Source organism: Planotetraspora sp. GP83 (assembly GCF_041262585.1).
Taxonomy (GTDB): Bacteria; Actinomycetota; Actinomycetes; order Streptosporangiales; family Streptosporangiaceae; genus JAOEGB01.
Genome location: NZ_JBGCBZ010000015.1, coordinates 15611 through 38738, shown reverse-complemented (window position 1 = coordinate 38738; position 23128 = coordinate 15611). Strand labels below are relative to the sequence as shown.

Annotated in this window: 19 protein-coding genes and 1 pseudogene; 11 read left to right on the top strand and 9 right to left on the bottom strand. The window is 68.2% G+C overall.

Annotated elements, in window-relative coordinates; all coding sequences use genetic code 11:
• Window positions 1-55: 55 nt before the first annotated feature.
• The 3 genes from ABH927_RS21260 to ABH927_RS21250 all read right to left on the bottom strand — a co-directional run bounded on the left by ABH927_RS21260 (window position 56) and on the right by ABH927_RS21250 (window position 3080).
• Window positions 56-787 (bottom strand): sugar phosphate nucleotidyltransferase, encoded by a 732-nt coding sequence (locus ABH927_RS21260; RefSeq protein ID WP_370024004.1) that lies wholly within the window; start codon window positions 785-787, stop codon window positions 56-58.
• A 93-nt stretch (window positions 788-880) separates the two neighbouring features.
• Window positions 881-1504, bottom strand: a complete 624-nt coding sequence (locus ABH927_RS21255) for a DUF5941 domain-containing protein (RefSeq protein ID WP_370024003.1) — start codon at window positions 1502-1504, stop codon at window positions 881-883.
• A gap of 58 nt (window positions 1505-1562) precedes the next feature.
• Window positions 1563-3080 carry a CDP-alcohol phosphatidyltransferase family protein gene (locus tag ABH927_RS21250; protein ID WP_370024002.1) on the bottom strand — a complete coding sequence of 506 codons (1518 nt, stop codon included), beginning with the start codon at window positions 3078-3080 and terminating at the stop codon, window positions 1563-1565.
• A 186-nt stretch (window positions 3081-3266) separates the two neighbouring features.
• Here ABH927_RS21250 and ABH927_RS21245 point away from each other — a divergent pair, with 186 nt between their 5' ends.
• Genes ABH927_RS21245 through ABH927_RS21235 form a run of 3 tightly spaced genes read left to right on the top strand, consistent with a single transcriptional unit; the run spans window position 3267 to window position 7272 of the window.
• Complete coding sequence (locus ABH927_RS21245; protein WP_370024001.1) at window positions 3267-4673, top strand: SDR family NAD(P)-dependent oxidoreductase; 1407 nt, start codon at window positions 3267-3269, stop codon at window positions 4671-4673.
• Between the two features lie 44 nt (window positions 4674-4717).
• A complete protein-coding gene (locus ABH927_RS21240; protein WP_370024000.1) occupies window positions 4718-6604 on the top strand; it encodes a CDP-glycerol glycerophosphotransferase family protein in 1887 nt (628 codons plus the stop codon).
• Between the two features lie 56 nt (window positions 6605-6660).
• Window positions 6661-7272 carry a Uma2 family endonuclease gene (locus ABH927_RS21235; protein WP_370023999.1) on the top strand — a complete coding sequence of 204 codons (612 nt, stop codon included), beginning with the start codon at window positions 6661-6663 and terminating at the stop codon, window positions 7270-7272.
• Here ABH927_RS21235 and ABH927_RS21230 read toward each other — a convergent pair.
• On the bottom strand, window positions 7249-8319 hold the full coding sequence (locus ABH927_RS21230) for a glycosyltransferase (RefSeq protein ID WP_370023998.1): 1071 nt from the start codon (window positions 8317-8319) through the stop codon (window positions 7249-7251). The genes ABH927_RS21235 and ABH927_RS21230 overlap by 24 nt on opposite strands.
• 58 nt (window positions 8320-8377) lie before the next feature.
• Between ABH927_RS21230 and ABH927_RS21225 the strand changes: the two genes are divergently transcribed.
• Window positions 8378-9958 (top strand): LCP family protein, encoded by a 1581-nt coding sequence (locus ABH927_RS21225; protein ID WP_370023997.1) that lies wholly within the window; start codon window positions 8378-8380, stop codon window positions 9956-9958.
• Between the two features lie 33 nt (window positions 9959-9991).
• Here the strand turns inward: ABH927_RS21225 and ABH927_RS21220 are convergent, their stop codons facing one another.
• The gene (locus ABH927_RS21220; RefSeq protein WP_370023996.1) at window positions 9992-11473 is read right to left on the bottom strand and encodes an ATP-binding protein; all 1482 of its coding nucleotides are present in this window, start codon (window positions 11471-11473) and stop codon (window positions 9992-9994) included.
• A 403-nt stretch (window positions 11474-11876) separates the two neighbouring features.
• On the opposite strand from ABH927_RS21220, the gene ABH927_RS21215 reads away from it, so the two are divergent.
• Together ABH927_RS21215 and ABH927_RS21210 are read left to right on the top strand one after the other, a co-directional pair.
• The gene (locus ABH927_RS21215) at window positions 11877-12965 is read left to right on the top strand and encodes a protein-glutamine glutaminase family protein (protein WP_370023995.1); all 1089 of its coding nucleotides are present in this window, start codon (window positions 11877-11879) and stop codon (window positions 12963-12965) included.
• Between the two features lie 255 nt (window positions 12966-13220).
• Window positions 13221-13709, top strand: coding sequence for a hypothetical protein (locus ABH927_RS21210; protein ID WP_370023994.1), 489 nt, complete (start codon window positions 13221-13223; stop codon window positions 13707-13709).
• 169 nt (window positions 13710-13878) lie between these two features.
• Here ABH927_RS21210 and ABH927_RS21205 read toward each other — a convergent pair whose 3' ends face one another.
• On the bottom strand, window positions 13879-14715 hold the full coding sequence (locus ABH927_RS21205; protein ID WP_370023993.1) for a helix-turn-helix transcriptional regulator: 837 nt from the start codon (window positions 14713-14715) through the stop codon (window positions 13879-13881).
• A gap of 241 nt (window positions 14716-14956) precedes the next feature.
• Between ABH927_RS21205 and ABH927_RS21200 the strand changes: the two genes are divergently transcribed.
• Complete coding sequence (locus tag ABH927_RS21200; protein WP_370023992.1) at window positions 14957-16381, top strand: aldehyde dehydrogenase family protein; 1425 nt, start codon at window positions 14957-14959, stop codon at window positions 16379-16381.
• A 239-nt stretch (window positions 16382-16620) separates the two neighbouring features.
• On the opposite strand, the gene ABH927_RS21195 is transcribed toward ABH927_RS21200, so the two are convergent.
• Window positions 16621-16860 carry a hypothetical protein gene (locus tag ABH927_RS21195; protein ID WP_370023991.1) on the bottom strand — a complete coding sequence of 80 codons (240 nt, stop codon included), beginning with the start codon at window positions 16858-16860 and terminating at the stop codon, window positions 16621-16623.
• A 60-nt stretch (window positions 16861-16920) separates the two neighbouring features.
• Window positions 16921-18366 (bottom strand): hypothetical protein, encoded by a 1446-nt coding sequence (locus tag ABH927_RS21190; protein WP_370023990.1) that lies wholly within the window; start codon window positions 18364-18366, stop codon window positions 16921-16923.
• A 1215-nt stretch (window positions 18367-19581) separates the two neighbouring features.
• On the opposite strand from ABH927_RS21190, the gene ABH927_RS21185 reads away from it, so the two are divergent.
• The 3 genes from ABH927_RS21185 (at window position 19582) to ABH927_RS21175 (ending at window position 21210) form a co-directional block, all read left to right on the top strand.
• Window positions 19582-19752 carry a hypothetical protein gene (locus ABH927_RS21185; RefSeq protein ID WP_370023989.1) on the top strand — a complete coding sequence of 57 codons (171 nt, stop codon included), beginning with the start codon at window positions 19582-19584 and terminating at the stop codon, window positions 19750-19752.
• A 175-nt stretch (window positions 19753-19927) separates the two neighbouring features.
• Entirely contained in the window at window positions 19928-20317 is a 390-nt protein-coding gene (locus ABH927_RS21180; RefSeq protein ID WP_370023988.1) for a hypothetical protein, read from the top strand.
• Complete coding sequence (locus tag ABH927_RS21175) at window positions 20314-21210, top strand: tyrosine-type recombinase/integrase (RefSeq protein WP_370023987.1); 897 nt, start codon at window positions 20314-20316, stop codon at window positions 21208-21210. The genes ABH927_RS21180 and ABH927_RS21175 overlap by 4 nt, the downstream gene beginning before the upstream one ends.
• A 118-nt stretch (window positions 21211-21328) precedes the next feature.
• Here the strand turns inward: ABH927_RS21175 and ABH927_RS21170 are convergent, their stop codons facing one another.
• Window positions 21329-22411: a GRAS family protein gene (locus ABH927_RS21170; RefSeq protein ID WP_370023986.1), complete on the bottom strand. Its 1083-nt coding sequence runs from the start codon at window positions 22409-22411 to the stop codon at window positions 21329-21331.
• A 258-nt stretch (window positions 22412-22669) separates the two neighbouring features.
• Here ABH927_RS21170 and ABH927_RS21165 point away from each other — a divergent pair.
• A pseudogene (locus ABH927_RS21165) lies at window positions 22670-22816 on the top strand (IS3 family transposase); the annotation flags it as partial.
• Window positions 22817-23128 lie beyond the last annotated feature (312 nt).

The following is a 23128-nucleotide window of genomic DNA, read 5'->3' as shown; positions in this document are numbered from 1 at the left end:
CAGAACTCCTCAGGCGGCGAGACTGCGTGGGGGGCGGCCAAGGCCGAAGCGACCGCTAGTAGCGGCATGCGATCTCACGGGCCTTGGACAGGTCGTCGTGGTTGTCCACCTCGACCCAGTCGACCTCGCCGATCGGAGCGACCGCGATCTTCTCCCCGCGGACGACCATCTCCTGGTAGCCGTCCTCGTAGTAGAGCTGCGGGTCGCGCTCGAACGTCGCCCGGAGGGCGTCGGCCAGCCGCTCGGCCGCGCCGGGACGGATCAGCGTCGCCCCGATGTACTCGCCGTACGCCTCGGAGGGGTCCATCAGCTTGGTGATCCTCTTGAGGTGGCCGTCCTCAAGGGTGACCTTCATCTCCTCGTCCGCGAGGGACTTCACGTCGTCCACGGCGAGCAGGATGTCCGCGCCGTCCTCGGAGGACAGCAGCGTCCGCTCGACCGACACCGGGTGGACGGTGTCACCGTTCACCAGCAGCGCGCCCTGCTCGAAGTAGTCGCGCGCGCACCACAGGGAGTACGCGTTGTTCCACTCCTCGGCCTTGTCGTTGTCCACGAGGGTCAGCTTCACCCCGTGGCGCCGCTCGAGGTCGGCCTGCCGTTCGCGCACGGCCCGCGCCTGGTATCCGACGATGACCACGACGTCGCGGAGGTCCACCGCCGCGAAGTTGCGCAGGGCGATGTCGAGGATCGTCGTCTCACCGTCGACCGGCACCAGCGCCTTGGGGAGCGTGTCGGTGTACGGCCGCAGGCGACGTCCGGCCCCGGCGGCCAGCACCATTCCGAGCAATTTCGTGCACTCCTTGAGGTCGAGCGTCAGGCAGTAACCTCAAAGGTTAGTTGGCTTTTGCTCCAGTGTGGGTAATCCGGAGTTGGCTTCCCGTTAATCCGCCGGTCCCCCGTCGGCCGCCTCGTCCACCGCCCGGGGCGCGGCCAGCCAGCAGGTGAGGCTCTCCCAGCAGAACAGAACCCACAGGTAGGCGGCGAGCAGGCCGAACATGACGGTCACCGCGTCGAGCAGCCCGCCGACGGCCACGACCAGCATCCTGCCGTCCCACCCGAGCCCCCGGGTCGCGAGCCACGGCGGCGGGTAGACGTGCTGCCGCACCCGGTAGACGGTGTCGTAGTGGTGGAAGGCCATCGCCCCGAGGACCGCGAAGATCAGCACCGGCGGCACGTCGCGGGCGAAGCCGACCGAGGCGACGAAGCCGTATTCGGTGAGCCGCAGGATCGGCGGGACCAGCCAGTCGAGCCGCCCGTCATGCCGGTGGGAGCTGCCCGACCCGGCCAGCAGCAAGGCCACGGCCGGGGCGAACACCGCGAGGTCGTCCGCCCCCGCCACCCCCACGAGGAGCAGGACGCCGGTCACGAAGGCCCCCGCCATCGCGGGCGGGAGCGGCGGCAGCTGCCCGGCGACCAGCATGCCCATGGCCCTCGACAGCACCCCGTCGTCGCGGTAGGCCATCACGGTGCCGCGCGGCACCGGCGTCATCTGTACCGAGATCATGCCCACCCCGCCGTTACCCGAGCACGGACGCGAGCGCGTCCGTCATGTACGCCGCACGTCATGCGAGTGACCTCGCGATCCGGCCGGCGACCGTGTAGAGGAGCGCGCCCCCGCCCCAGCCGAGCAGGGCGAGGAACGTCACCCTGGCGTCGGCCACGGCCGCCGTGACGGCGATCAGCGCCATCCGCTCCCCGATGGGCAAGACGATGATCTTCTTCATCCAGTAGGCCACGCCGTGGTCGAACCGCCTCGACAGGGCCAGCACGGACCCGGCGCCCTGTAACGCCTGCGATCCCGGCATCGAACGCGGGTCCGGCGGGGTGTCCCAGGGGACGGCGAGCGAGCGCGGCGGGCCGGTTCGCACCGCGCCGGACCGGACGGCGTCCGCGACCGCCCCGGCATACGAGAAGCCGACCATGTGCCTGATCGTCTGCAGGATCATCGCGCCGACCGCGAGCGCCCAGATGCCGCGCGGCCCGCCGGGCCCGGCCGCGTAGCCGAGGGCGAGCCCGACGTAGACGACGTATTCCTTCACACGGTCCGCGATCGCGTCGAGCCAGCCCCCCAGCGGGGAGAAGGCGCGCGTGTAGCGGGCGAGCTGGCCGTCCACGCAGTCGAGCACGAACGACAGATAGAGCGCCACGGCCCCGATGATCTGGGCCACCCGGCTGCCGTCGGAGAACCAGATCGCCGCGATGACCGCGAGGCCGACGGAGATCCCGGTGACGGCGTTCGGGGTGAGGCGGAGCCGGGCGGCGAGCCGTACGACATGGCGCGACCACGAGCTGACGCAGTAGGTCGAGAAGAAGCCGTCACCGGTCTTGATGGCGGCGTCGAGCCGCGCCTCCGGCTCGTCCACCTCGGCGAGCCGCTGGATGGCGGCGTCCGCCGCGAGCCGGCCCACGACCCGCTCGCAGTGCAGCCTGCCGATGGCGGTGGCCATCACGGGCACTCCGGCGCGCACGAGGCCGGCCAGCAGCAGGTCGGCGACCTCGGTGTCGGCGGCGCGGCCGAGGTGGCGGCTCTGCGCGAGGTCCGCCAGCTCGTCGGCGACGTCGGCGAGGCTCGCGAGGTGCGCCTCCCCCACCTGGAGGACGCCGCGGAAGGTGCCGTTGGCCCACGCGACCTCGTGGAAGGAGTTTCCGGCCGAGACGACGCGGCCCCATTCGGTCCTGACGGGCGGGCGGAGCGGCCCGGCCTCGCCGTTCGCCACGATCGCCCCCGTGCCCCGGGACGGGTGCTCCAGCAGGGCCGCGAGGGCCTCGGTGTGAGCCACGACGTCGCCGGGCAGCACCGCCACCGGGCACGTGGAGGACCTGGCGACCTTGGCCACGATCCGCAGGTCCTCGGCCAGCCCGTCGCTCGCCATGACCGTGTGCCGCATGCCGTCCACGGACGGGAAGCCGTCGTCGCCGCGCGTCACCACGTGCAGGTCGCGGACCGGCAGCAGGACGAGCTGGCGGGTGAGCCGCTGCAGGAGGCTTCCGGCGTCACAGCGCAGCCCGGCGGCGGGCGAGGTCGCGTAGACCAGCGCCACCGTGCCGGCGATCTCAGGACTCGGCGGGAGATCGCCCATAACGCCCCGCTTGCTCAGCTCCACTCCCAAGGTCGGTGGTTTCCCCGTCGTTCGCGCTTCGCAAGCGCTTCAGCAGCTTGAGAATGCCTACGGGATGTCACATCGCAACGTAACCGAGTGATCACTAGCTGGCAATCACCTTCACCGTCTTCCCACACGGGTATGGTCGGGTGCGGGGAGGAGATCATGATCGCGGAATCGCGTCTTCGGACGGTCGGGGTGGTGCTGGCCGGAGGGATCGGGCAGCGGGTCGGCTTGAACACCCCCAAGCAACTGCTGAAGATCGCCGGCAAGACCATCCTGGAGCACACGCTCGACGTGTTCGACGGCCACCCGGAGATCGACGAGGTCGTGGTGCTGATGGCGGCCGGCTTCGTCGACGAGGCCGCCGAGCTCGTCAGGAGGAACCGCTACACCAAGGTGACGCAGATCCTCCAAGGGGGCGCGAGCCGTACCGAGTCGACCTGGCGGGCCCTGCGCGCGCTCGGCGACGAGGAGTGCGACGTGCTGCTGCACGACGCCGTACGGCCGCTGGTCGAGCCCCGCATCATCAGCGAGTGCGTCGCCGCGCTCCAGCGCTACGAGGCCGTGGACGTGGCGATCCCCTCGTCCGACACGATCGTGGTCGCCGTGCCGGGCCCCCGTGGGGAGATCATCCGCGACATCCCGGACCGGTCGCGCCTCCGGCGCGGTCAGACCCCGCAGTGCTTCCGGCTGTCGGTCATCCGGGCGGCCTACGAGCGGGCCTTCGCGGACCCGGACTTCGAGAAGCTCCCCGCGACCGACGACTGCGGCGTCGTGCTCCGCTACCTGCCCGACGTGCCCATCTACCTGGTGCCGGGCAGCGAGCACAACATGAAGGTCACCCACCCGGTCGACGTGTTCATCGCGGACAAGCTCTTCCAGCTCGCCGAGAGCACGGCTCCGGCGCTCACCGACGACGAGTACCGCCGGGGCTTCGAAGGCCGCACCGTGGTGGTCTTCGGAGGCAGCTACGGCATCGGGGCCGACATCGTGAGCCTCGCCAACCGGTACGGCGCGGCCGTGCACTCCTTCTCCCGCAGCCTGAACGGCGTCCGGGTCGAGGACGCCGCCGCCGTCGAGGACGCCCTCGCCCGGGTGTACGCGGAGACCGGGCGCATCGACTACGTGGTGAACACGGCCGCCGTGCTGCACATGGGGAAGCTGGCCGACGCGGGGCAGGCGTCTGTCGAGGAGATCGTCGCGGTCAACTACCTGGGCCCGGTCAACATCGCCAGGGCGTCGGTCAAGTATCTCGCGGAGACCCGGGGCCACCTGCTGCTCTACACCTCCTCGTCCTACACCCGGGGACGGGCCGACTACAGCCTCTACTCCTCCACGAAGGCCGCCGTCGTGAACCTCACGCAGGCCCTGGCCGACGAATGGGCCTGCCACGGCATCCAGGTCAACTGCGTGAACCCCGAGCGGACCGCCACGCCCATGCGCCTGCGGGCCTTCGGCGACGAGCCGGCCGCGACGCTGCTGTCGCCGAGCGCGGTCGCCCGCACCAGCCTCGACGTACTGCTCTCCCGCCTCACCGGCCAGGTCGTGGACGTACGGCTCACACGATGAGACGGTGATGACCCGAAGGGTCGTCGGGGGATAGGCAGCAGCGCATGGGGGGAACGTTCAGGGCGAAGCGCGCCCTGCTCGCAGGGGTGTTGCTCGGGTCGTATCCGGCGCTGCTCACGGCCGCGCTGTGGCCGCTTCCGTGGCTTTTCGCGGCGGTGGTGCCCCTGTCGTACGCGGCCGAGGTCGCGTTGCCGAGAAAGACGGCGGAGCGGCTCGGCAGGGCCCATCTCGGGGTCACACTCCGCTTCATGATGCGCGAGACGGCCGCCGTCCTGCTGGTCGCGCGGATCGCCGGAGCTGAGTCGCGGTGGCTGGTCCTGCTGGCCGGAGGGATGTTCGCCTTCCACGGCGTGCGTGCCGTGCAGACCGCGCTGGCGGATCTGCTGAACCGCTGCCACAACCTCATGCCGGTGACCACCAGGAACCTCGACCTGTCGACGCTGCGGATCCCGCCCGCGCCACCGGAGAGGCTCCTCAACTGGCGCGGCGCGCGGCTGCTCTACCTCGACGCGCTGCCCGTGGGCCTCACCGCGTTCGGCGCGCTGACGGCCGGCCGCCCTGGGGCCCCGGGCGGGCCGGCCGGAGCGATCGGGGCCGCGGGAGTGGCCGGGGCGGCCGGGGCCGTCGCGGCCATCGCGGCCGTCGCGGTGGAGCTGGCCGCCGTCGCGGCCCTTCTCGTGCACGTACGGCGGGCCGCCCACCTGCGGAACCGGGGGCGGATCATCAGGGCCGTGGACGAGCAGGTCCGCGCCTACCAGCCGGATGTGCTGCTCTACTTCTCGGGCCCGCCGAAGTCGGCCTACCAGGCCACGATGTGGCTCGACCCGCTGGAGCGGATCGGCTGCCGGGCGCTGGTCGTGCTGCGCGAGCGGGAGCTGGCCAACGCCCTCGGGCGCACGACGCTGCCCGTGCTCTGCATTCCGTCAGCCGTCGACCTGATGAACTTCCGCGGCCTCGACTCGGCCCGGGTCGCCCTCTTCGCGTCGAACGTCGGCAACAACATCCACATGCTGCGGGTGCCCGGCGTCACGAGCGTGTTCATCGGCCACGGCGACAGCGACAAGGAGGCGTCGTTCAACCCGTTCACGAAGGTGTACGACGAGGTCTGGGTGGCGGGGCCGGCCGGGCGTGAGCGCTACCGGCGGGCCCAGGTGGGAGTCCGGGACGAGGCGATCGTGGAGGTCGGCCGCCCCCAGCTCTCCGAAGTGCTGCGGAGCAGCCCCTTCACCCAGGGCGTCGTGCCGTACCGGACCGTCCTCTACGCGCCGACGTGGGAGGGGTGGACCGACGACCTCTTCCACACCTCGATCGTCACGATGGGACCCGCCCTGGTCCGCGCCCTGCTCGGACAGCCCGTCAGGCTGATCTACAAGCCCCACCCGCTGACCGGCCACCGTTCCCCGGCGGCACGTGCCGCTCACCGGCGGATCCTGGCACTCCTCAGCGAGCCGCGTACCGCAGGCTCGGAGGCCCGTACGGCAGGCTCGGGGGTGCCCGCCGTACCGAACCTCGCCGTGACGGGCGCGGGCCCGAGCCTCTACGACTGCTTCAACCAGGCGGATCTGCTCATCGGCGACATCTCCAGCGTCGTGACGGACTTCGTGGCCAGCGGCAAGCCGTATGCCGTGACGAACGTCGCGGGACGGCCGGAGCCGGAGTTCCGCCACCGCTACCCGACCGCCGGCGCGGCGTACCTCCTCAGCGACGACCTGCGCGAGCTTCCCGGCGTCCTGGGCCACCTCCAGACGGCGGGTGAAGACCCGATGGCCGGCGCCCGGCGTGAGCTGCGCGCCCATCTGCTGGGTCCCGACCACCCGGACGCGCTGACCCGCTTCGACGAGGCCGTCAAACGCGCCTGCGCCGCGGCGTCCCTGAACAGCCGCATTGAGGTGGCCGGCGCCGAAACCATCGCCCTTTCCGCGCGAGAGTGAAATACTCGCCGATACACCGAGAGTATCGATACGGACACGAAGGGACGCGTCAGCCGATGGTCGCCACATCACGCAAGCCCCATGCGACGCTCCAACCGGTCGCCGACCGGCCGCTACCCAGCACTCCCCGTGAGCTGTTCGACTCGCTGCCGCCTCTGCCGGGGCTCCGGACCGAGATCATTGATGGGAGGCTGATAGTGAGCCCCGTGGGCACCCCCGAACACGGCTGGTCCGCAATGCTTTTGTACGACGCCTTCCGCTCCCTCTGCCGAGAGCGCGGATGGCGTGCCTGGTCGGGAAACGTCGACGTCTGCATCGACGGCCCCCGGGACCCGGTGGAGCCCGACTTCGTGCTGGCCTCCAAGGACTGCCCCAGGTGGGGCGAACGCGAACTGCTCTCCTCCGGCCTGAAGCTGGTGGCCGAAGTGGTGTCCAGGGGAAGCGCCGAGGACGACCGCGGGAAGAAGCCGGGGATCTACGCGAGTGGCGGCGTGCCGATCATGCTCCTCATCGACCCCATCGCCACGCCGCCGACGGTGAGCGTCTTCAGCGAACCGAAGGACGGCCGCTATCACACCTCCGCGTCCGTCACCTTCGGCGGGGAGATCCACATTCCGGACCCGGTCGACTTCGCGCTGGACACCTCAGTCTTCGAAGAGGTCCTGTAGGCGTGCCTTCTCAGCCTCGGGGCGGGGCTTGCTGAGCCCCGGCGGGCTGGTCAGGAAGCCGGTGCCCCAGGAGATGTGCATCGTGGCGTAGACGAGCGGGAGCCGTACCAGCGCGGCGGTCGACAGACCACGGCCGGTCAGCACCGAGCCCGCGAGGATCGCGACGACGTAGCCGCCGGGGATGAGCAGCCCCGGCCAGAAGAACGGCGAGACGACCAGGCCGAGGAACATGGCCAGCACGGCGGCCGGCGGGGCGAGGTAACGCAGGTTGATCGTGCCCTGATGGGTGCGGGAGACGACCCGCCTCCACCGGCCGTAGTGGAAGTACTGCTTCCCGAGGGCGCGGACGTTCGGCCGGGGACGGTAGGACACCCGCATGCGCGGCTGGAACCACACCAGGCCGCCGGTCTCGCGGATGCGGTGGTTCATCTCCCAGTCCTGGGCGCGCTGGAAGTGCTCGTCGTAGCCGCCGACCCGTTCCAGCGCCTCGCGGCGGAAGACGCCCAGGTAGACGGTGTCGGCCGGGCCGGCCTCGCCGCCGGTGTGGAAGCGGGCGTTGCCCACACCGATCTTGGACGTCATCGCGCACGCCACGGCCTGCTCGAACGGCGTGACGCCCTCGGCCGCCATGATGCCGCCGACGTTGTCGGCTCCGGTCTCCTCCAGGGTCTCCACGGCCGTACGGACATAGTCCGCCGGGAGCATCGCGTGCCCGTCGACCCTGGCGATGATGGGGTTGCGCGTCGCGGCCAGCGCCGCGTTCAGCGCGTTCGGAGTGCGGCCCGTCGGGTTGGGGACGACGGTGACGCGGGGGTCCTCCGCGGCGATCGCGTCGGCGACCTCCAGCGTGCGGTCCTGTGACGGTCCGACACTGAGGACGACCTCGATGGGGCCCTCGTAGTCCTGGTCGAGGACCTGGCTGACGGCGTCGCGCAGATGCCGCTCCTCGTTGAGCACCGGCATGATGACCGAGACCGGCGGCCAGTCGCGCATGGCGTTCCGATCGGGGCTCTGGCTCGTGTGGCGCGAGTCGGGAAAGGGCTTCATGGCGGCGCTCACGCTACTGTACGAAGGGGTGGAGACGGCAACCGGAGGATGACCGCGAATGCCTGGCGACCATGGGGAGGACTCCGGCGTCCGCGTTGGAGGCGACGGCTACGGCGGGGTCAGGCTCGCGGCGAGGCGTGCCCGGCGCGGCCGGGCCGGGCTGCGGTCGTTGCTCATTTCGGGCTCCCTGTCTGGGGTTGTCCTGCTCGGCTCCGGCGTTTTGTGGGTTTTGCCCAACTACGCCGCCAGCAAGATCCAGAGGGTCGACGCGGGCACGACCGACCCCGGACCACAGGGCGCGATGAACATCCTGCTGGTCGGCGTCGACAAGCGGGACGACCTCTCCAGGCAGCAGCAGATCCAGCTCCATCTGGGCCGCGAGGCCGGTCAGCGCAGCGACACGATGATGGTGCTCCACCTTTCTGAGGACCACAAGAGGGTCACCGTCGTCAGCCTGCCCCGCGACAGCTGGACGGACATCCCCGGCAAGGGCACCCACAAGATCAATTCGGCGTACCAGTTCGGCGGGGCCAAGCTGGCCGTACGGACGGTCGAGCAGGCGACCGGGTTGCGCATCAACCACTACGTCGAGGTCAACGTGCTCGGCTTCATCGGCGTCGTGGAGTCGCTCGGCGGGGTCACCGTATGCACCCCCGTGGCCATCGACGACCCGAAGACCAAGCTGGCGCTGCAGCCGGGCACCTACACCCTCGACGGGGCCAAAGCCCTCGCGTACGCGCGGACGAGGGCCACGGCCCGCTCCGACCTCGACCGCATCGACCGGCAGCAGCAGGTCATCTCGGCTCTGCTGCAGGAGGCGCTGAGCGGCGGTACGCTCGCCAACCCCGCCAAGCTCGGCGGCCTGGTCAACTCCACGCTTCGCACCCTGACGGTGGACCCGGCTCTGGCGGACGACCTGCTCGGCCTGGCCAACCAGCTCAAGGGCGTCTCCACGGACGACGTGTCGTTCGCGACCGTTCCGCTGGCCAACGTGAACTACACGACGCCGACGGGCGAGTCAGCCGTGCTCTGGGACAAGCAGGCCGCACGGGAACTGTTCCGCCGGATCGGCGCGGACGAGCCCCTCATCAAGCCCACCGCCCAGCCGTCCGGCAAGCCGTCCGCGGGGCCTTCTACAAGGGCTACTCCGGGGCCTTCTGCTGGGTCTTCTGCGGGGGCGTCCGGGGGCGCCACGCCGTCCCCCTCGCCGTCCGTCTCCCCCACCGCGCTGACCATCCCACCGGAGCGGATCGCGGTCCGCGTCCTGAACGGCACGCTGATCACCGGGCTGGGCGCGAAGACGAAGGCCGCCCTCGTCGCCGCCGGATTCATGGTGCCGTCCACGCCGGGAGACACCGCCCAACGCGACTTCGCCAACACCGTCGTCCGCTATCCCCCGGGCCGCCTCGACTCCGCGCGTACGGTGGCCGCCGCCATCCCGGGAGCGGGGCTCCGCGAGCGGCCCGAGGCCAACGGCATCGAGGTCGTCGTCGGCCAGCGGAACAACACGGTCAAGAAGGTCACGGTCGCCGTCGCCACCCAGTCGCCCACGGGGTCGCCGACCGGCTCCCCCACATCACCCCAGGCCACGACGGCCCCCGTCGCCAGGACCGCCACCCAGAACATCTGCAAGAAATAAGCCGCTTCGCCCCGTTCGCCGCCGGGCCGGCCATCAGCGGGGCTCGTACAGACGGTTGAGGTCGATCAGAAGGATGCGGTCGTCCTCTACGGCGTCCCTCTTCAGCTCACTGGTGAAGCCTGAGCCGCCGTAGCAGGTCAGGATCGTCTCTTGGGTGTCGTAGCCCTTCTGAGCGAGGAGGTCGCGGGCTCTCGCCAGCCGGCTCGTGTGGTGGTGGCTCATGGTCTCGCCCCACTTGGCTTCGCCCAGGGAAAGGATCCGACGGGGACGACCCGGTTCTTGTGGCGGCAGGACCGCCACGTCGATTTCGATCTGAGTGCGATTGGCCGAGTCGTTCACCACTCCCGAGCCGACCTCTGCGGGGAAGTCACCGAACAGGGTCTCATCGGCCTCCAGGGCGAGGTCGCGGCAGAGCGCTTCGAAGTGCGGACCGACGACCTGCGCCAGGAAGGTCGGCCGGACCGATCGCCAGACGCTCTCCGCCCGGTGCAACTCCAGTTCCGGCCAGCGACGGCGCATGATCGCTTCATAGAACGTGATCAGAGGCTCCACGATGCGATACCTGGAGCGGCCTGGGCGGAAGAGGTCGGGCTCGCGGGCAACCAGGCCGCAGTCCTCCAGCACGTTGAGCGGGTGGGTTATCTGATCGGACTTGCGGCCGACGTAGCTCGCGATTCCTCCATTGGTGGTGTTGCCGCCGGCGATGGCGGCCAGTACCGAGTGGTACAGGGCGGGATCGCGGATGTCCGACTCTTCCGCCAGGAGGTAGCGCGCCTCTCGGAAGAGCGGCTTCTGAGGATTGAGGACGGTCCTGATGACCCAGGAGTCGAAGTCGGCGAGGTCGGCCGGCGCGTCACCCTGGGTGAACTCGTACCGGTACGCGGGGGTGCCGCCGACGATCGCGTGGACCAGGATCGCCAGTCGCGGGCCCGTGATCCCCCAGAATTCGGCGGCGTCCCGGTAACGGAAGGGCTGAATCACCAGCTCAAGGCCTGCACGTCCACGAAGAGGCGCCTGGCCCGCCAGAAGACCTCCCATGACCGACATGGCTGAGCCGCAGAGCAGGAGTCGCGCGTCGCTCTCTCTTCCGCTCCCGCCGGGGCCCAACTCCCTCTGGATGATGGACGGCAGGCTGGGCGTGACCCGCGACAGGAAGGGGAACTCGTCGATTACCACCGGCACCGGCCGCCCGCGAAAGCTTCGGAACAGGTAGCTGATCGCATCGTTCCAGTCGCGAAAAGGGTGTTCCGCCACCTCGCGCGTGTACCGGGTGAGCGCCTCCGCGAACTGCCTCAGCGACTCCGCCTCAGTCGCCTCAGTGGCGGCGAAGTACATCCCGCCCATCTGCTCGGCCAGGGCCTGCAGGAGGAAGCTCTTGCCCTGCCTACGCCGCCCGCTGACAACGCCGAGAGTCGCACCACCCGGAACCGGCCCGGCAGGCGCTCCGGACACGAAGGACACAAGCCCCTGCCACTCCCGCACCCGATCGAAGATCCGCTCCGGCTTGGTAATCATCAGGCACTCCTCCTCGCCACTTACAGAACTATACTTCCCGGAACCGTAGTTCTGTAAGATAAGGCCCAGTTCTGAGCTGGCGGACTTCCCGGGTTCCGCGCGGGCGGCTGCGGACAGCGCAAGTTTCCGGTGACCGATCCGCCCAATCCGGCAAAATGGCGGAATAGGTCACGAGTCAGCTTTTCGGCAAGATTCGTCACTATTACCACCCTTATTGATCAACATAATTCTCGGTGTAACAATCAACGCGCATCCTCGGATACACGAGAGACGGAGATGAATTCCGGGGACCGTATGACCTGGGCGGCGACAGGGCCGAATCGCCGGCCGACAGGGAGAAAGCTTCGGCCACCTGCCGGTCTCTGTATTGTCCTCACCCTCCGGAAGGGACGGGAACACGAGAATGGCCTACGAAATCCAGGGCAAGCCGGGATCGCCGGTGGCGGTCTATCCCACCCCGAGCACCGGCCCCACAGCCCCGGTGGCCGATGTCCGCACCACCGCCCGGGTGTTCGTCTACCAGACGCTGTCCGGCTGGCGGCAGATCCGGGTCCTGGAGGGCGCTAACGCCGGAAGTCACGGGTGGGCCAGAGAGAGCGACGTCGTCTCGGTGCAGAGCAAGATCCTGGCGTCCGAGGAAGAGTTGTTCGCGTTGTTCGCGACATTGCGCGACGCGCATTTCACCCCACCGTCCGGCGCGCCGACGCCCATCCCGTACCGCTATCCGACGGACGGGTGTTTCGCCCGCGCCGAGATCATGGCGAACATGCTCGCCACTTCGGACTACCAGGTGGACAAGGTGTTCGCCATCGCGGCGGGCGGACTGCGCCTCAACACTCCCCGCGGCGGCGACCAGCCGGGGTTCGGCGAGCGGCTTCAGGTCGGCTGGTGGTATCACGTGGCCCCGATCGTGTACATCCCCTCGGGCGGGCCCAAACCGGAGCCGACGCTGCTGGACCCCTCGGTTTCGGATGGGCCGACGACCATCGGAGACTGGGTCGGGAAGATGGCTACCAGCCCGACCCAGCCGGAGATCAGCTACGACCAACTACGCCAGTACCTTCGGGGCGCGAAGGCGTACCCCGGCGACCGCACGCTAGTGGTGCGCGCGGGACCGACCGTCTACTCGCCGCCCCTCGCGGCCGACCCGTCCACGACGCTCGTCGCCAAACCCGACAACGTCGTGCAGGAACTGGCCCGCACGGCGAGGTTCGTCCCCGCGCACGACGTCGTCGCCGATCTCGACCAGCTGTTTCGCCACTGCTTCGAGACCTGGTCTGCCGACCAGAAAACGCGGAACCAGCCCTCGCCCTACCCGACCTACGGGGCGGAGCTGGGCGCGCTACGCCACCGGATCCAGACGCTGCTGCCGGAGGACCGGAAATACATCCGGACCAGGTTCCCCAACTTCTTCGCCGACTGGCGCTACACCTTCGTCGGCAGCGGCGTGGAACAGGACTTCAAGAATCTGGAGACCCTACTGGCCTCCTGACCGCCGCCAAAATCCGTACGTCCTGTTGAACGGCCCCGCGGAGATTTCGAGCTTGCGCGTCCCGCGGTGAACCTTGAGCAGGGCCGGCGCACCATTCCGATCCCGGGGCGCGGACCGCTGATGCCGCCGAGCGGGAATAAGTGCGCGGCGACCCGACGTCCAGAAAGGCCCTTGACCGGCTGGGCCGGGATATTTACCGTCTGTTGCGCAATGCCCTATCGCGTCCCCCCGCTGTCTCGCGAAATGGAGGCATCGATGTCCCGGAAGCTTCGCATCCGGCTCGTCCCCCTTGCAGCCGCCGCCGTCCTGGCCTCTACGTCAGCGCCCGCCTTTGCCGGCGTGATCGACCCCGCGCCGATCGGCCCGAACCAGTACTTCTACGGCCTCGTGAACGGGCAGGCCGGACAATCGGTCATCAAGATGGCCTGCTTCGGTCCGGTCTACCCCGGCCAGACCGGGCATCCTCTGGCCGGGCAGACGGTGGAAGTCCGTCCCGTGCCGTCGCCCTCGACGGTCGACGTGGGCTACACCGGCAGCGCGGCCACGGCGGTCGGCGTCTCCCTGGGGAACTCCGCTTCGGCCGTCACACCCATCGTCCTGCGCTACTACGGCGTGGCCGCCGCGATCCCGACCTCGCTGAACCTGCCGTGTTACGGCAGCGGTGTCGTCGAGTTCGTGCCGGCGCCGCCCAGTTCGACCTCCCGCCCGGCCGCGGTCAAGGTCAACTTCGTCGGCCAGCCCTGACACGCTCGACACCCCTCCGGCGATCAACCTCGGGGAGGTCACGCCGCACGTTGCGGATGTTCTCGGTTTCTTCGACACGATGGGCAGGTCCAGGGCTTGGCATAGGTCGCGAGCGCGCAAGGGTCGGCGGGTCGGTCGCCGCCGCGGCGAACAGCGTGCCCGCGACCTGCTAATAGACGCGTTGGTCGCCGATGACGGACAGCAGGCGTAGTTTGTCATGGCTCTCGCTGCCCGACGGCGCGGTGTAGACGACCAGGATCTGGGACTGGTCGGGATCGATCAGTGTCTGACAGTGCAGTTCGAGCAGGCCGAGCTGTGGGTGCTGGATACGTTTGGGCGGGCAGTACAGGCGGTTGATCGGCTGCTCGCGCCACATTGCGGCGAATTCGGTGCTCTCGGTGAGCAGCGCGTCGACGATTGCCCCCACACGCGGGTTCTCGCGGTCGCGTGTGTACAGGTCGTGCAGGTTCGCCGCGATCAGCCTGCTGTGCGTCGGATGGTCGTCTTCGTGATAGATAGATCGCGCGGTACGGTCGGTGAACCACCGGTAGTGCGCGCTGCGGTCCATTCCGGTGCGGAGGGTCTCATCGCCGATCAGCGCCTTCGACAGCCGGGTCTGCTTCAGCGTCTCTCCGAGGTAGTTCACGACCTGGGCGGCGGCGTCGTCGAGACCATCGAAGACGCGCATCATGCCGGGGTTGATGTGGTCGCCACGCAGGGTTCGCTGGGGAACGGCATAACCGGCGAGGCGGAACAGATGATCGCGTTCCTCGAGAGAGAGGCGCAGGCCGCGGGCGAGGGCGGCGAGCATCTGCTCCGACGGGTGCGGCCCGCGTCGCTGCTCCAGCCTGCTGTAGTAATCGACTGACATGTCGGACAACACGGCGACTTCCTCACGCCGCAGCCCACCCGTACGCCGCCGCCCGCCACGAGGAAGCCCCACGTCTTCGGGCTGCAGCGCCTCCCGGCGGCTGCGCAGGAACTCGGCGAGTCGAACCCGGTCCACGATGGTTGTCCTCCTCTGGGCCTTGTCGGAGCGAACGAAGGCGACACGGATGGCAGGGCAGGCCACACGCACGGCCGCCGGCACCCGGGCGGCCTGCTATGCGTCGTTTGAGAACACTTCCCGGTCAGAAATGTTTCCCAGGGGCCGATCATCAAGGCGCAGAGCCCACCTATCCATGTACTGCCGATCCCTGGATCAGTGGAACATTCCTCCGGCCGTGCCCCGCGGCCACGGTGGTCGCATGAGCGCATCGACACTGCACGCAGGAGCCCACTGGATCGGTGGCCGGCCCGCCGCCGGGTCCACCGGCATGATCGACGTAGTGAACCCGGCGACCGGTGAGGTCATCGCCCAGGTTCCCGAGGGCACCACGGCCGACGTAGACCGAGCCGTAGCCGCGGCGACCGCGGCCTTCCCCCGTTGGGCCGCCACCGACCCGGCCGAACGCGCACAGGTAGTGGGCCGCATCGCGGAAGGGCTGCGCGGCCGCGCCGAGGAGATCGCCACCACGATCACGAGCGAGATGGGCGCCCCCATCACCCTGTCCCGCACCGCGCAGGCGGCCTTCCCGGTCGCGGTGGCGGCGTCCTTCGCCGCGCTCGCCCCCGGCTTCTCCTGGACGGAGCAGGTCGGCAACTCGCTGGTGGTGCGCGAGCCGATCGGCGTTGTGGGCGCCATCACGCCCTGGAACTTCCCGCTCCAGCAGATCGTCTCGAAGATGGCGCCCGCCCTTCTCGCGGGCAACACCATGGTGTTCAAGCCGTCGGAGATCGCGCCGCTGACGGCGGCCATCCTGGCCGAGGTCGCCGCCGAGGCGGGGCTACCCGCCGGAGTGTTCAACATCGTCCATGGCACGGGCCCGACCGTCGGCGCGGCCATCGCGGCTCATCCCGGCATCGACATGGTGTCGTTCACCGGCTCCACCCGCGCGGGCAGGCAGATCTCCGCCGCCGCCGCGCACACCGTCAAGCGGGTCACGCTCGAACTCGGCGGCAAGTCCGCCAACGTCATCCTCGACGACGCCGACTTCCCCGAGGCGGTCGCCCATGGCATCGCCATGGCCTTCCCCAACGGTGGCCAGGTCTGCGGCGCGTGGCCGCGGATGCTGGTCCCGGCCTCCCGGCAGGACGAAGCGGTCGAGCTGGCCATGGCCGCCGCGGCCACCTACGTCGTCGGCGACCCGACGGACGAGGCCACCCACATCGGCCCCATGGCCTCCGAGCAGCACCGGCAGCGGGTCAACGGCTACATCGAACAGGGCGTCGCAGATGGCGCCAGGCCGGTCTTCGGCGGTCCTGGCAGGCCCGATGGGCTGGACGGAGGCGCGTACGTACGGCCGACGGTCTTCGCCGACGTCGCGCCGGACGCCTTGATCGCCCAGGAGGAGATCTTCGGCCCCGTCCTGACCATCATCCCGTACACCGGCGACGACCAGGCCGTGGAGATCGCCAACAGCACGATGTACGGGCTCACCGGCGCGGTGTTCGGCAGCCACGACCGCGCGATGGCGATCGCCCGCCGGCTGCGCACCGGCCAGGTGGACGTCAACGGTGCCGACTGGAACGTCCTGGCGCCGTTCGGCGGATACAAGCAGTCCGGCAACGGCCGCGAGTTCGGCCGGTACGGCCTTGAGGAGTATCTCGAGACCAAGTCCATCCAGGGCTGATCCTCCTGCATCTCACACGCGGCCGCGCGCTGCCACGTCAACCAGCCCGCCTCTTCCAACCCCAACGACAAAAGGACGTCAACTCGCAAACCACCCTCTGAGAACCACGCTCGGAGACAGCGAACCCCGCCTGCTGAACCGGCCAGGCGGGGTTCTCGCATTTCAAGGGCTACTTGAGGAGCTGGCGGGCCATGACCATGCGCTGGATCTGGTTGGTGCCCTCGTAGATCTGGGTGTTCTCAGACCCCGGATGCGATCACCTGCGATAATCCATAGGGGAACGCGCCGGGTAGATGCCGAGGTAGGAACAGCAGCCAGCGGGCTTCGGAACGGATGCCGAGCAGGGCCTGGGCCACTGCCAGGGTCAGTAACTCGGCCTCGGTCAGCTTCGGTGGGCGCCCGATGCGGGGCGCTTTGCCGAGCCAGTCGTCGATCTTCACGTACAGTGCGGTGAGAAGGGTGTTGATGTCGATCGTCACAAATCGATCTTCAACACCCTTCGTCGTCTCCGCACACCAAACAACTTAGGACTTACTCGTCTAGGGGGTGTCGTAGCCGATCCAGTTGATGTACCAGCCGAACTGCTGGGCCATGGCGGGAGTCAGGTCGCGGTCGTCGCGCCATTTGAGGTAGACGCTGAACTTGTTGGCGGTGATGTCGTAGACGGCACTGGTGCCGACCAGGTCGTACTGCATGCCGCCGGCGCCTCCGATGGAGGTGAGGTAAATGGGGTTACCGGTGAACTGGCCTGCGGTGGTATCGACGTCGATGCAGATGGAGTTGGGTGCGTAGACCCTCCAGCCCTGTCCAGGGCGGGTCTTTCCTGAGGCCATCCGGCCGTGCTTGGCGAACACGGTTCCCCACTCATGGGTGCCCGCCCGATACACGTTCAGCCCTTCCTTGGGGAAGCTGATCCATCCGTCGTCGGAGCTTCTTCCCTGCACCCATTCGGTGTTCACACCGTTGAGGTCGGCCTTGTCGGCGTGCACGTTTCCCCATGCTCCGTTTCCCTGGCGAACGTCGATCCCGTCCTTGGGGAAGGTGATCTGTCCGTCGTCGGAGCTTCTCCCCTGCACCCATTCGGTGTTCACACCGTTGAGGTCGGCCTTGTCGGCCGTCACCGTCCCCTGCCCGCCGGAGTTGTTGAAGATCTCCACCCCCGTGTCGGTGAAGGTGACACGCCCCTTGTTCGCCGTCCCCTGGACCCAGGGGGTGTCGATGCCGATGGTGGCGGTAAGCGTCTCCAGGACGGGATAACGCACCTGAACGGTCGTGGTGAGGAAGTGCTGCTGCTGGGTGGTGGGGTCGGTGGCGACGAGAATGTAGGTGGTAGCCCGCTTCGGGGCTTCGGCCGGCGACCAGGCACGCGCATCCGGGGCGACGTCCACCTGCCCACCGGGGAACCGGATCTCGTAGCTGAAGTCGTTGGATCCGTCCCAGCTCAGCGTGAGGTTTTCTCCGGCGTCCAGCATGGCCTTGTCCGGGCGGAAGTCCCGCGGCGGCGGAATCTCCTTCGGAGCGGCCTTCACCAACGGCACCGCCGCATCGCTGATCTGCCATCCGCTAGGGGTTCTGATGGTCTCGGTCACCATCAGCACAGCCACCCCGGCGGTGGGAGCGACGGTGACGTCCTCCAGCGTCAGCAGCATGTAGTCACCGGGCGCGAAACCCTCTATGCGACCGCTCTGAGGGGTGACCTGGAAGACGTTGGCCCCCTGCGGCTGGACGATCACCGGCTGGGTGTCCGCCTGGGGGCCCGACTGTGTGTCGGTGTATTCGCCCTTCGGCTTGATCGTGCTGATGTCCCGGGTGAGGTGGCCGGCGCCGTCACCGACGGGCACCTTTATCTCGATCCTCAACCAGGGCACCGTCTCTCCGGTGTTGGTGACCATCAGATACGCCGTCCCCGTGGACGGAGACCGCCCGTCGACTGACGCCTCCAAGGACGGCGGGTCGGTGAGGATGGTGTAGGTCAGTGCAGTCATGCTCACGACTCCTTCTTGGCGAACAACGCAGGCCGATGACCTGCGCACTACGAGAGGACCGGGCCGGGCAGAACAGGCGGCGGCACGGGTGACGCGTCCGGAACCCGCCGCTTGTGACGCACCACACAAGAGCACCCCCCTAGATCCAAACGCCAGGACGAGAGCACAACAAGAGCACTCAAGGAGGGCATAACGGGACGCTCCGGCCACACCCTCAGCGCCTTGACAAGCCTTCGGTATACAGAGACCTTCTATTTACAAGCCGATTGAGATTGGTCCACGGCCGTCCAGCGTTGACACAAGTTCCTGTTCAGGCGGGGTGTCCGATCGCCGAGAATCCATCGTCGTCCGTGCCCGTCCAGGACCGTTGTTAGCACCGGTGTTAGCAAGATCAGCCCTAATCGATGCTTGGCGACGGCGATCAGTCTGTCGTCCCGGTGGCAAGTGGACCCGGACCGCAGGGCCGTCAAGGCCCGAGGACCGGAAGCCGCGCGGCGTGCGCCACGAGGCGCTGTTTGACCGTGTGGAGGTGAAAGGACTCCGCCGATGGCCCGTCGTAGCGGGTCGTTTGAAGTTGGAGGCAGCCTGACCCCGGAGTCGCGGGTGAGGGTGGGAGCAGCCTCGACGACGTCGGAACGTGCCGGTACTGCCGGACGGCATGGGTCCGGTTAACGAGCGGGAAAGGTGTACGTGAGGAACCAGCGCTGTAAAGCCCTTTAAGGCTTCCACCAGCTCAAATTCGGCGGATATGGGCTGGATTGCGGTGCGTACCCGCCGGGCGATGCCCGGTGGGGAACTCCTGGGCCGGGTGTCGCGTCCGGTCGGGAGGCCTTGGTGAAGGTCTACGGCGTAACCAGGGCGATGCCGCAGGGGCATAGCTGGGCGCCTCCTCCCGCAAGCGGTCAGCAGTGAACGTGGGAACCATCTCGTGCTGGTCCTCGCGCGCGCCCTCTCCAGGGACGCGCTGGGGATAGGTGCGTCGTCTGCCGAAGGCGCGGGATGGGGCAGAGCCTGCGTAGTACTCCGAGCGCGGGAAAGCCGCGTACATGGGGAAGGCAGGCAGCAGTTTCAGCAGGTAGGGACGTCACGTCAGGAGATTACGCCTGTGAATATGGGCGAACTGCTACTTGAGCCGGATCTGGCCGAGTGGCGGGTACTGAGCATTCAGAACAAAACTGCACCGCTGGGCCGGCGAGGACCCCTCACGCCGGTTCGATGATCTGTACAACCTGGTCGCAGACCCTCACCACCGGACGACTGCCCCTCTTCGACGAGGACACCGTCCTCGTGATCTCCGAATGGGAGTACGCAGGAAAGGGCTTCTCCCCCGGTGACGCCCTGGTTGCCACGCTCACGGCGACGTGGTTTGCGGACGGTGGCCAATGATCACCCTCGAACGGCTCTGGATGGTGGAAGAGGTCTCAACGTTTCTCGGCGTCCCGGTGGCCACGCTCTACCAGTGGCGACACCACCGGACCGGTCCCCAAGCCGGAAGATCGGCCGTCACCTGCGCTACGTCCCCGAGGACGTCATGTCCTGGGTCCGGGAACAGGAGTAGCTGGTGGCCTACGTCAAGGACCTGTGGACCAAGACGGTCCGCCACCCGGACGGCAGAACTGAGAAGGTCAAGACCTCGCGATACGGCGGCGGTAAGCGCTGGCTCGCGGTGTGGTTCGACCCCGATGGGAAGGAAGTGTCCGCCGCCTTCGACCGGAAGGCCGATGCGGAGAAGAAGGCCGCGTCGATGGGGACCGACGTCAGCCGCGGTGAGTACATCGACCCCAACGCCGGCAAGGTGCTGTTCGGTGACATCGCGGCCCGCTGGCTCGGCTCCCGCATCGTCGACCCGTCCACGAAGATCAGATACGAGTACATCTACCGCTTGCACGTCGGCCCGGCCTTTGCACGGCGGCAGGTCAAGAGCATCCTCCCCTCGCACGTCCAGGCGTGATCAGTGACCTGAACGAGCGCTACGGCTCATCCACCATCGAGACGTCGTTCCTCGTCCTGCAAGGCGTCCTTGAACTTGCCGTCGCGGACGAGGCGATCAGGAAGAACCCGGCCCGATCCCCGATTGTCCAGGTGCCCAAGCGTTCCGGAGAAGAGCTGATCGCATGGTCGGACGAGTGGGTCCATGCGATGATCCACGCCCACCCGGATCTCTTCCGCCTCATCCCGATCATCGCCGCCTCCTGCGGTCTGCGTCAGGGAGAGCTGTTCGGCCTGGCCCTGGAAGACATCGACTTCGACGAGGGCATCGTCCGCGTCCGGCGGCAGATCAAGAAGCTCGGCAGAGACCACGTGTTCGCTCTCCCCAAGAACGACCGTGAGCGCATGGCCCCGCTCCCTGAGTGGACCGCTACGGCCATCAAACGGCACATCAAGGTGTATCCGCCGCTCGCCTGCTCGCTGCCCTGGGAGAAGCTCAACGGCCCTCTCCGTACGCACAACCTGCTCTTCCGCTGGACAGACGATAAGTTCATCCGGGCGCGCAGCTACAGCGAACTCGTCTGGAAGCCCGCCCTCGTCGCGGCCGGCGTCATCCAGGCGCCCGAGAGGGACGCCCGAGCGCGGAAGCGCTTCACGACCTCCCGCAGGGAGGGTCTCCACCAACTCCGCCACTACTACGCCAGCGTCATGCTCGCGGGCGGCGTCTCCGTGAAGGAACTCGCCGAGTACCTCGGCCACACCGACCCCGGCTTCACGCTCCGGGTGTACGCCCACATGATGCCCGGCTCCCACGACCGCGCCCGCAAGGCCATCGACGACCGCCTATTTCGCCCGCGCCCTGTGCTCCAGACGCGTAATGCGGATGATCTGGATCGCTCCGTCCCCCACAAGTAAGGAATCTCGGCTGAAACTTGGGATGACGTTATTACGCTCTGGACCATGGACATTGCCGCCCTGGTTGTCGCCGTACTCGCGTTGGTTGTCGCCGCTCTGAGCGCCAAGTACACATCGCCTATGCCTGCGCCAGCATTGCCTGGATGACGGCCACGAGCGATTCGCCGTCGAATCCGATGCGCACGCTGTCGCGATCTCGCCGGACGAAGGCGGGATGGGCCGTATCCGGCAGCGCGCTCGCGGGGGCGGGCGTCGGCCGGAACCCGGCATGGCGCAACCGGTCCAACCATCGCGCTGTCGGCTCGTGCCGTTCGTAGCGCTCCTCGTCGTCGGCGGTGCCGACGATGTCGGCCACTTCGCGCCGGAAGAACAGCTTCATCGCGTTACGGTCGGCGGCCGAGACGTCCAGCGCGTCGATCAGCCGGAAGACGTGGTGAAAGTGCTTCCAGGAGTTGTGGAACCGCTCGGGCAGAGGCACTCTATGATGATCGGAGTCCGGCTCGCACAGCACCACGGCCTCCGGCTCCGCGTCTCGCAGCCTCGCGAAGAACGTGCTCCTTTCATCGGCGCCGGACAAGGAGTCACGCAGGTGGTGCAGCGCGAACGCGGCGTTCATGACCAGCGGGCGAGGCGCTCCGCGCACCAGGTCCCAGTCATCGTCGGTCATGTGCTCGGCGAAGCGGGCGACGCCGTGGAAGTCCAGCGTGACGCCGGTGTCGCGGAGGGATCGTTCGGCCTGGTGAAGGCTTTCCACCGCGGGGTCCACCCCGATGACGGTCAGCCGTCCGGGCGCCATACCGCGTTTCGCGAGCGCGGTCAGGAGCGTCGCCTCCTGGACACCCGAACCGATGCCGATCGACAGCAGGGTGGCCGTGCGCCGCCCAGCGAGATGCTGGGCGAGCAGGGCGCCGCCGATGCGGCCGGCCAGCTTCACCACCGGCAGGTGTTCGGCCACCAGATCGAACAATTCGATCTGCGGCCGTTCGAACCGGCGCAGGTAGAGGTTGTCCCGCCCGTCCTGATCGGTTCCCAGCCGACGAGTCAACGCGTCGTGGTAGAGCAGGTAGAGGAAGTCGTCGCCTGCGTTCTCCGGGTCGATCAGTCCGCGTAACTTGTCCAGCCAGCGCCGGGCGGTGTCGGCTCGGCCCGCATGCGTCTCTTCCACGGCCTGGCACAACGTTTCAAATGCGTGGGCATTCACGTCGATCCCCTTTTCCTTTCATGAGGGCCATCCGGCGGCGATTCCCTCCGGGAAAGAACGACACCGAATTCGCACGAGGATCCATACGCAGAAAGGCTGATTTCTCCTCGCACGGCCATGGTGGGACGGCGCTCTTGGGATCGACTTGTATGGCGCTTATGAATGGGTTGGCAGCGCGAGGTGGCGCGCAGCCGGCGACGACGAGATGTGTCCGCGGTCCCGATGCCCGTACCGCTGAACTGGCAACCCTGATGAATGTTGGAGACCGAGTTGCTCGACCGGCATCACTTCGCCACCCGCGCCCAGGCCAAGGCCGCCTGTTTCGACTTCATCGAAGGGTTCTACAACCCCCGCCGGCGCCACTCGACCCTGGGCATGCTCAGCCCCACCGAATACGAACGCCGACACACCCGGCATCCCGCTACGCTGCCGCATAGCCGCAAACCCCGGCCTGTCCACACAACCGGGGCAACTTCACTCATGACCGCGCCCGCAAAGCGATCGACGACCGCCTGTTCCGGCCTCGCGCCGTCTCCGGCGACCAGGGCGCCACGGGGTAGCGCTCGCAAGCACACGAGCCACCGGCCACGACAACGGCCCGGCAGCTCTTCGCTTTTCGTGATCAGGGATCGTCACGCTCGGTTAGCGCGGGCGCGTCCCGCTGACGGACGTTAACGACCAACGCGAAACACGGTCGGCAACTCTCACGGAACAGCG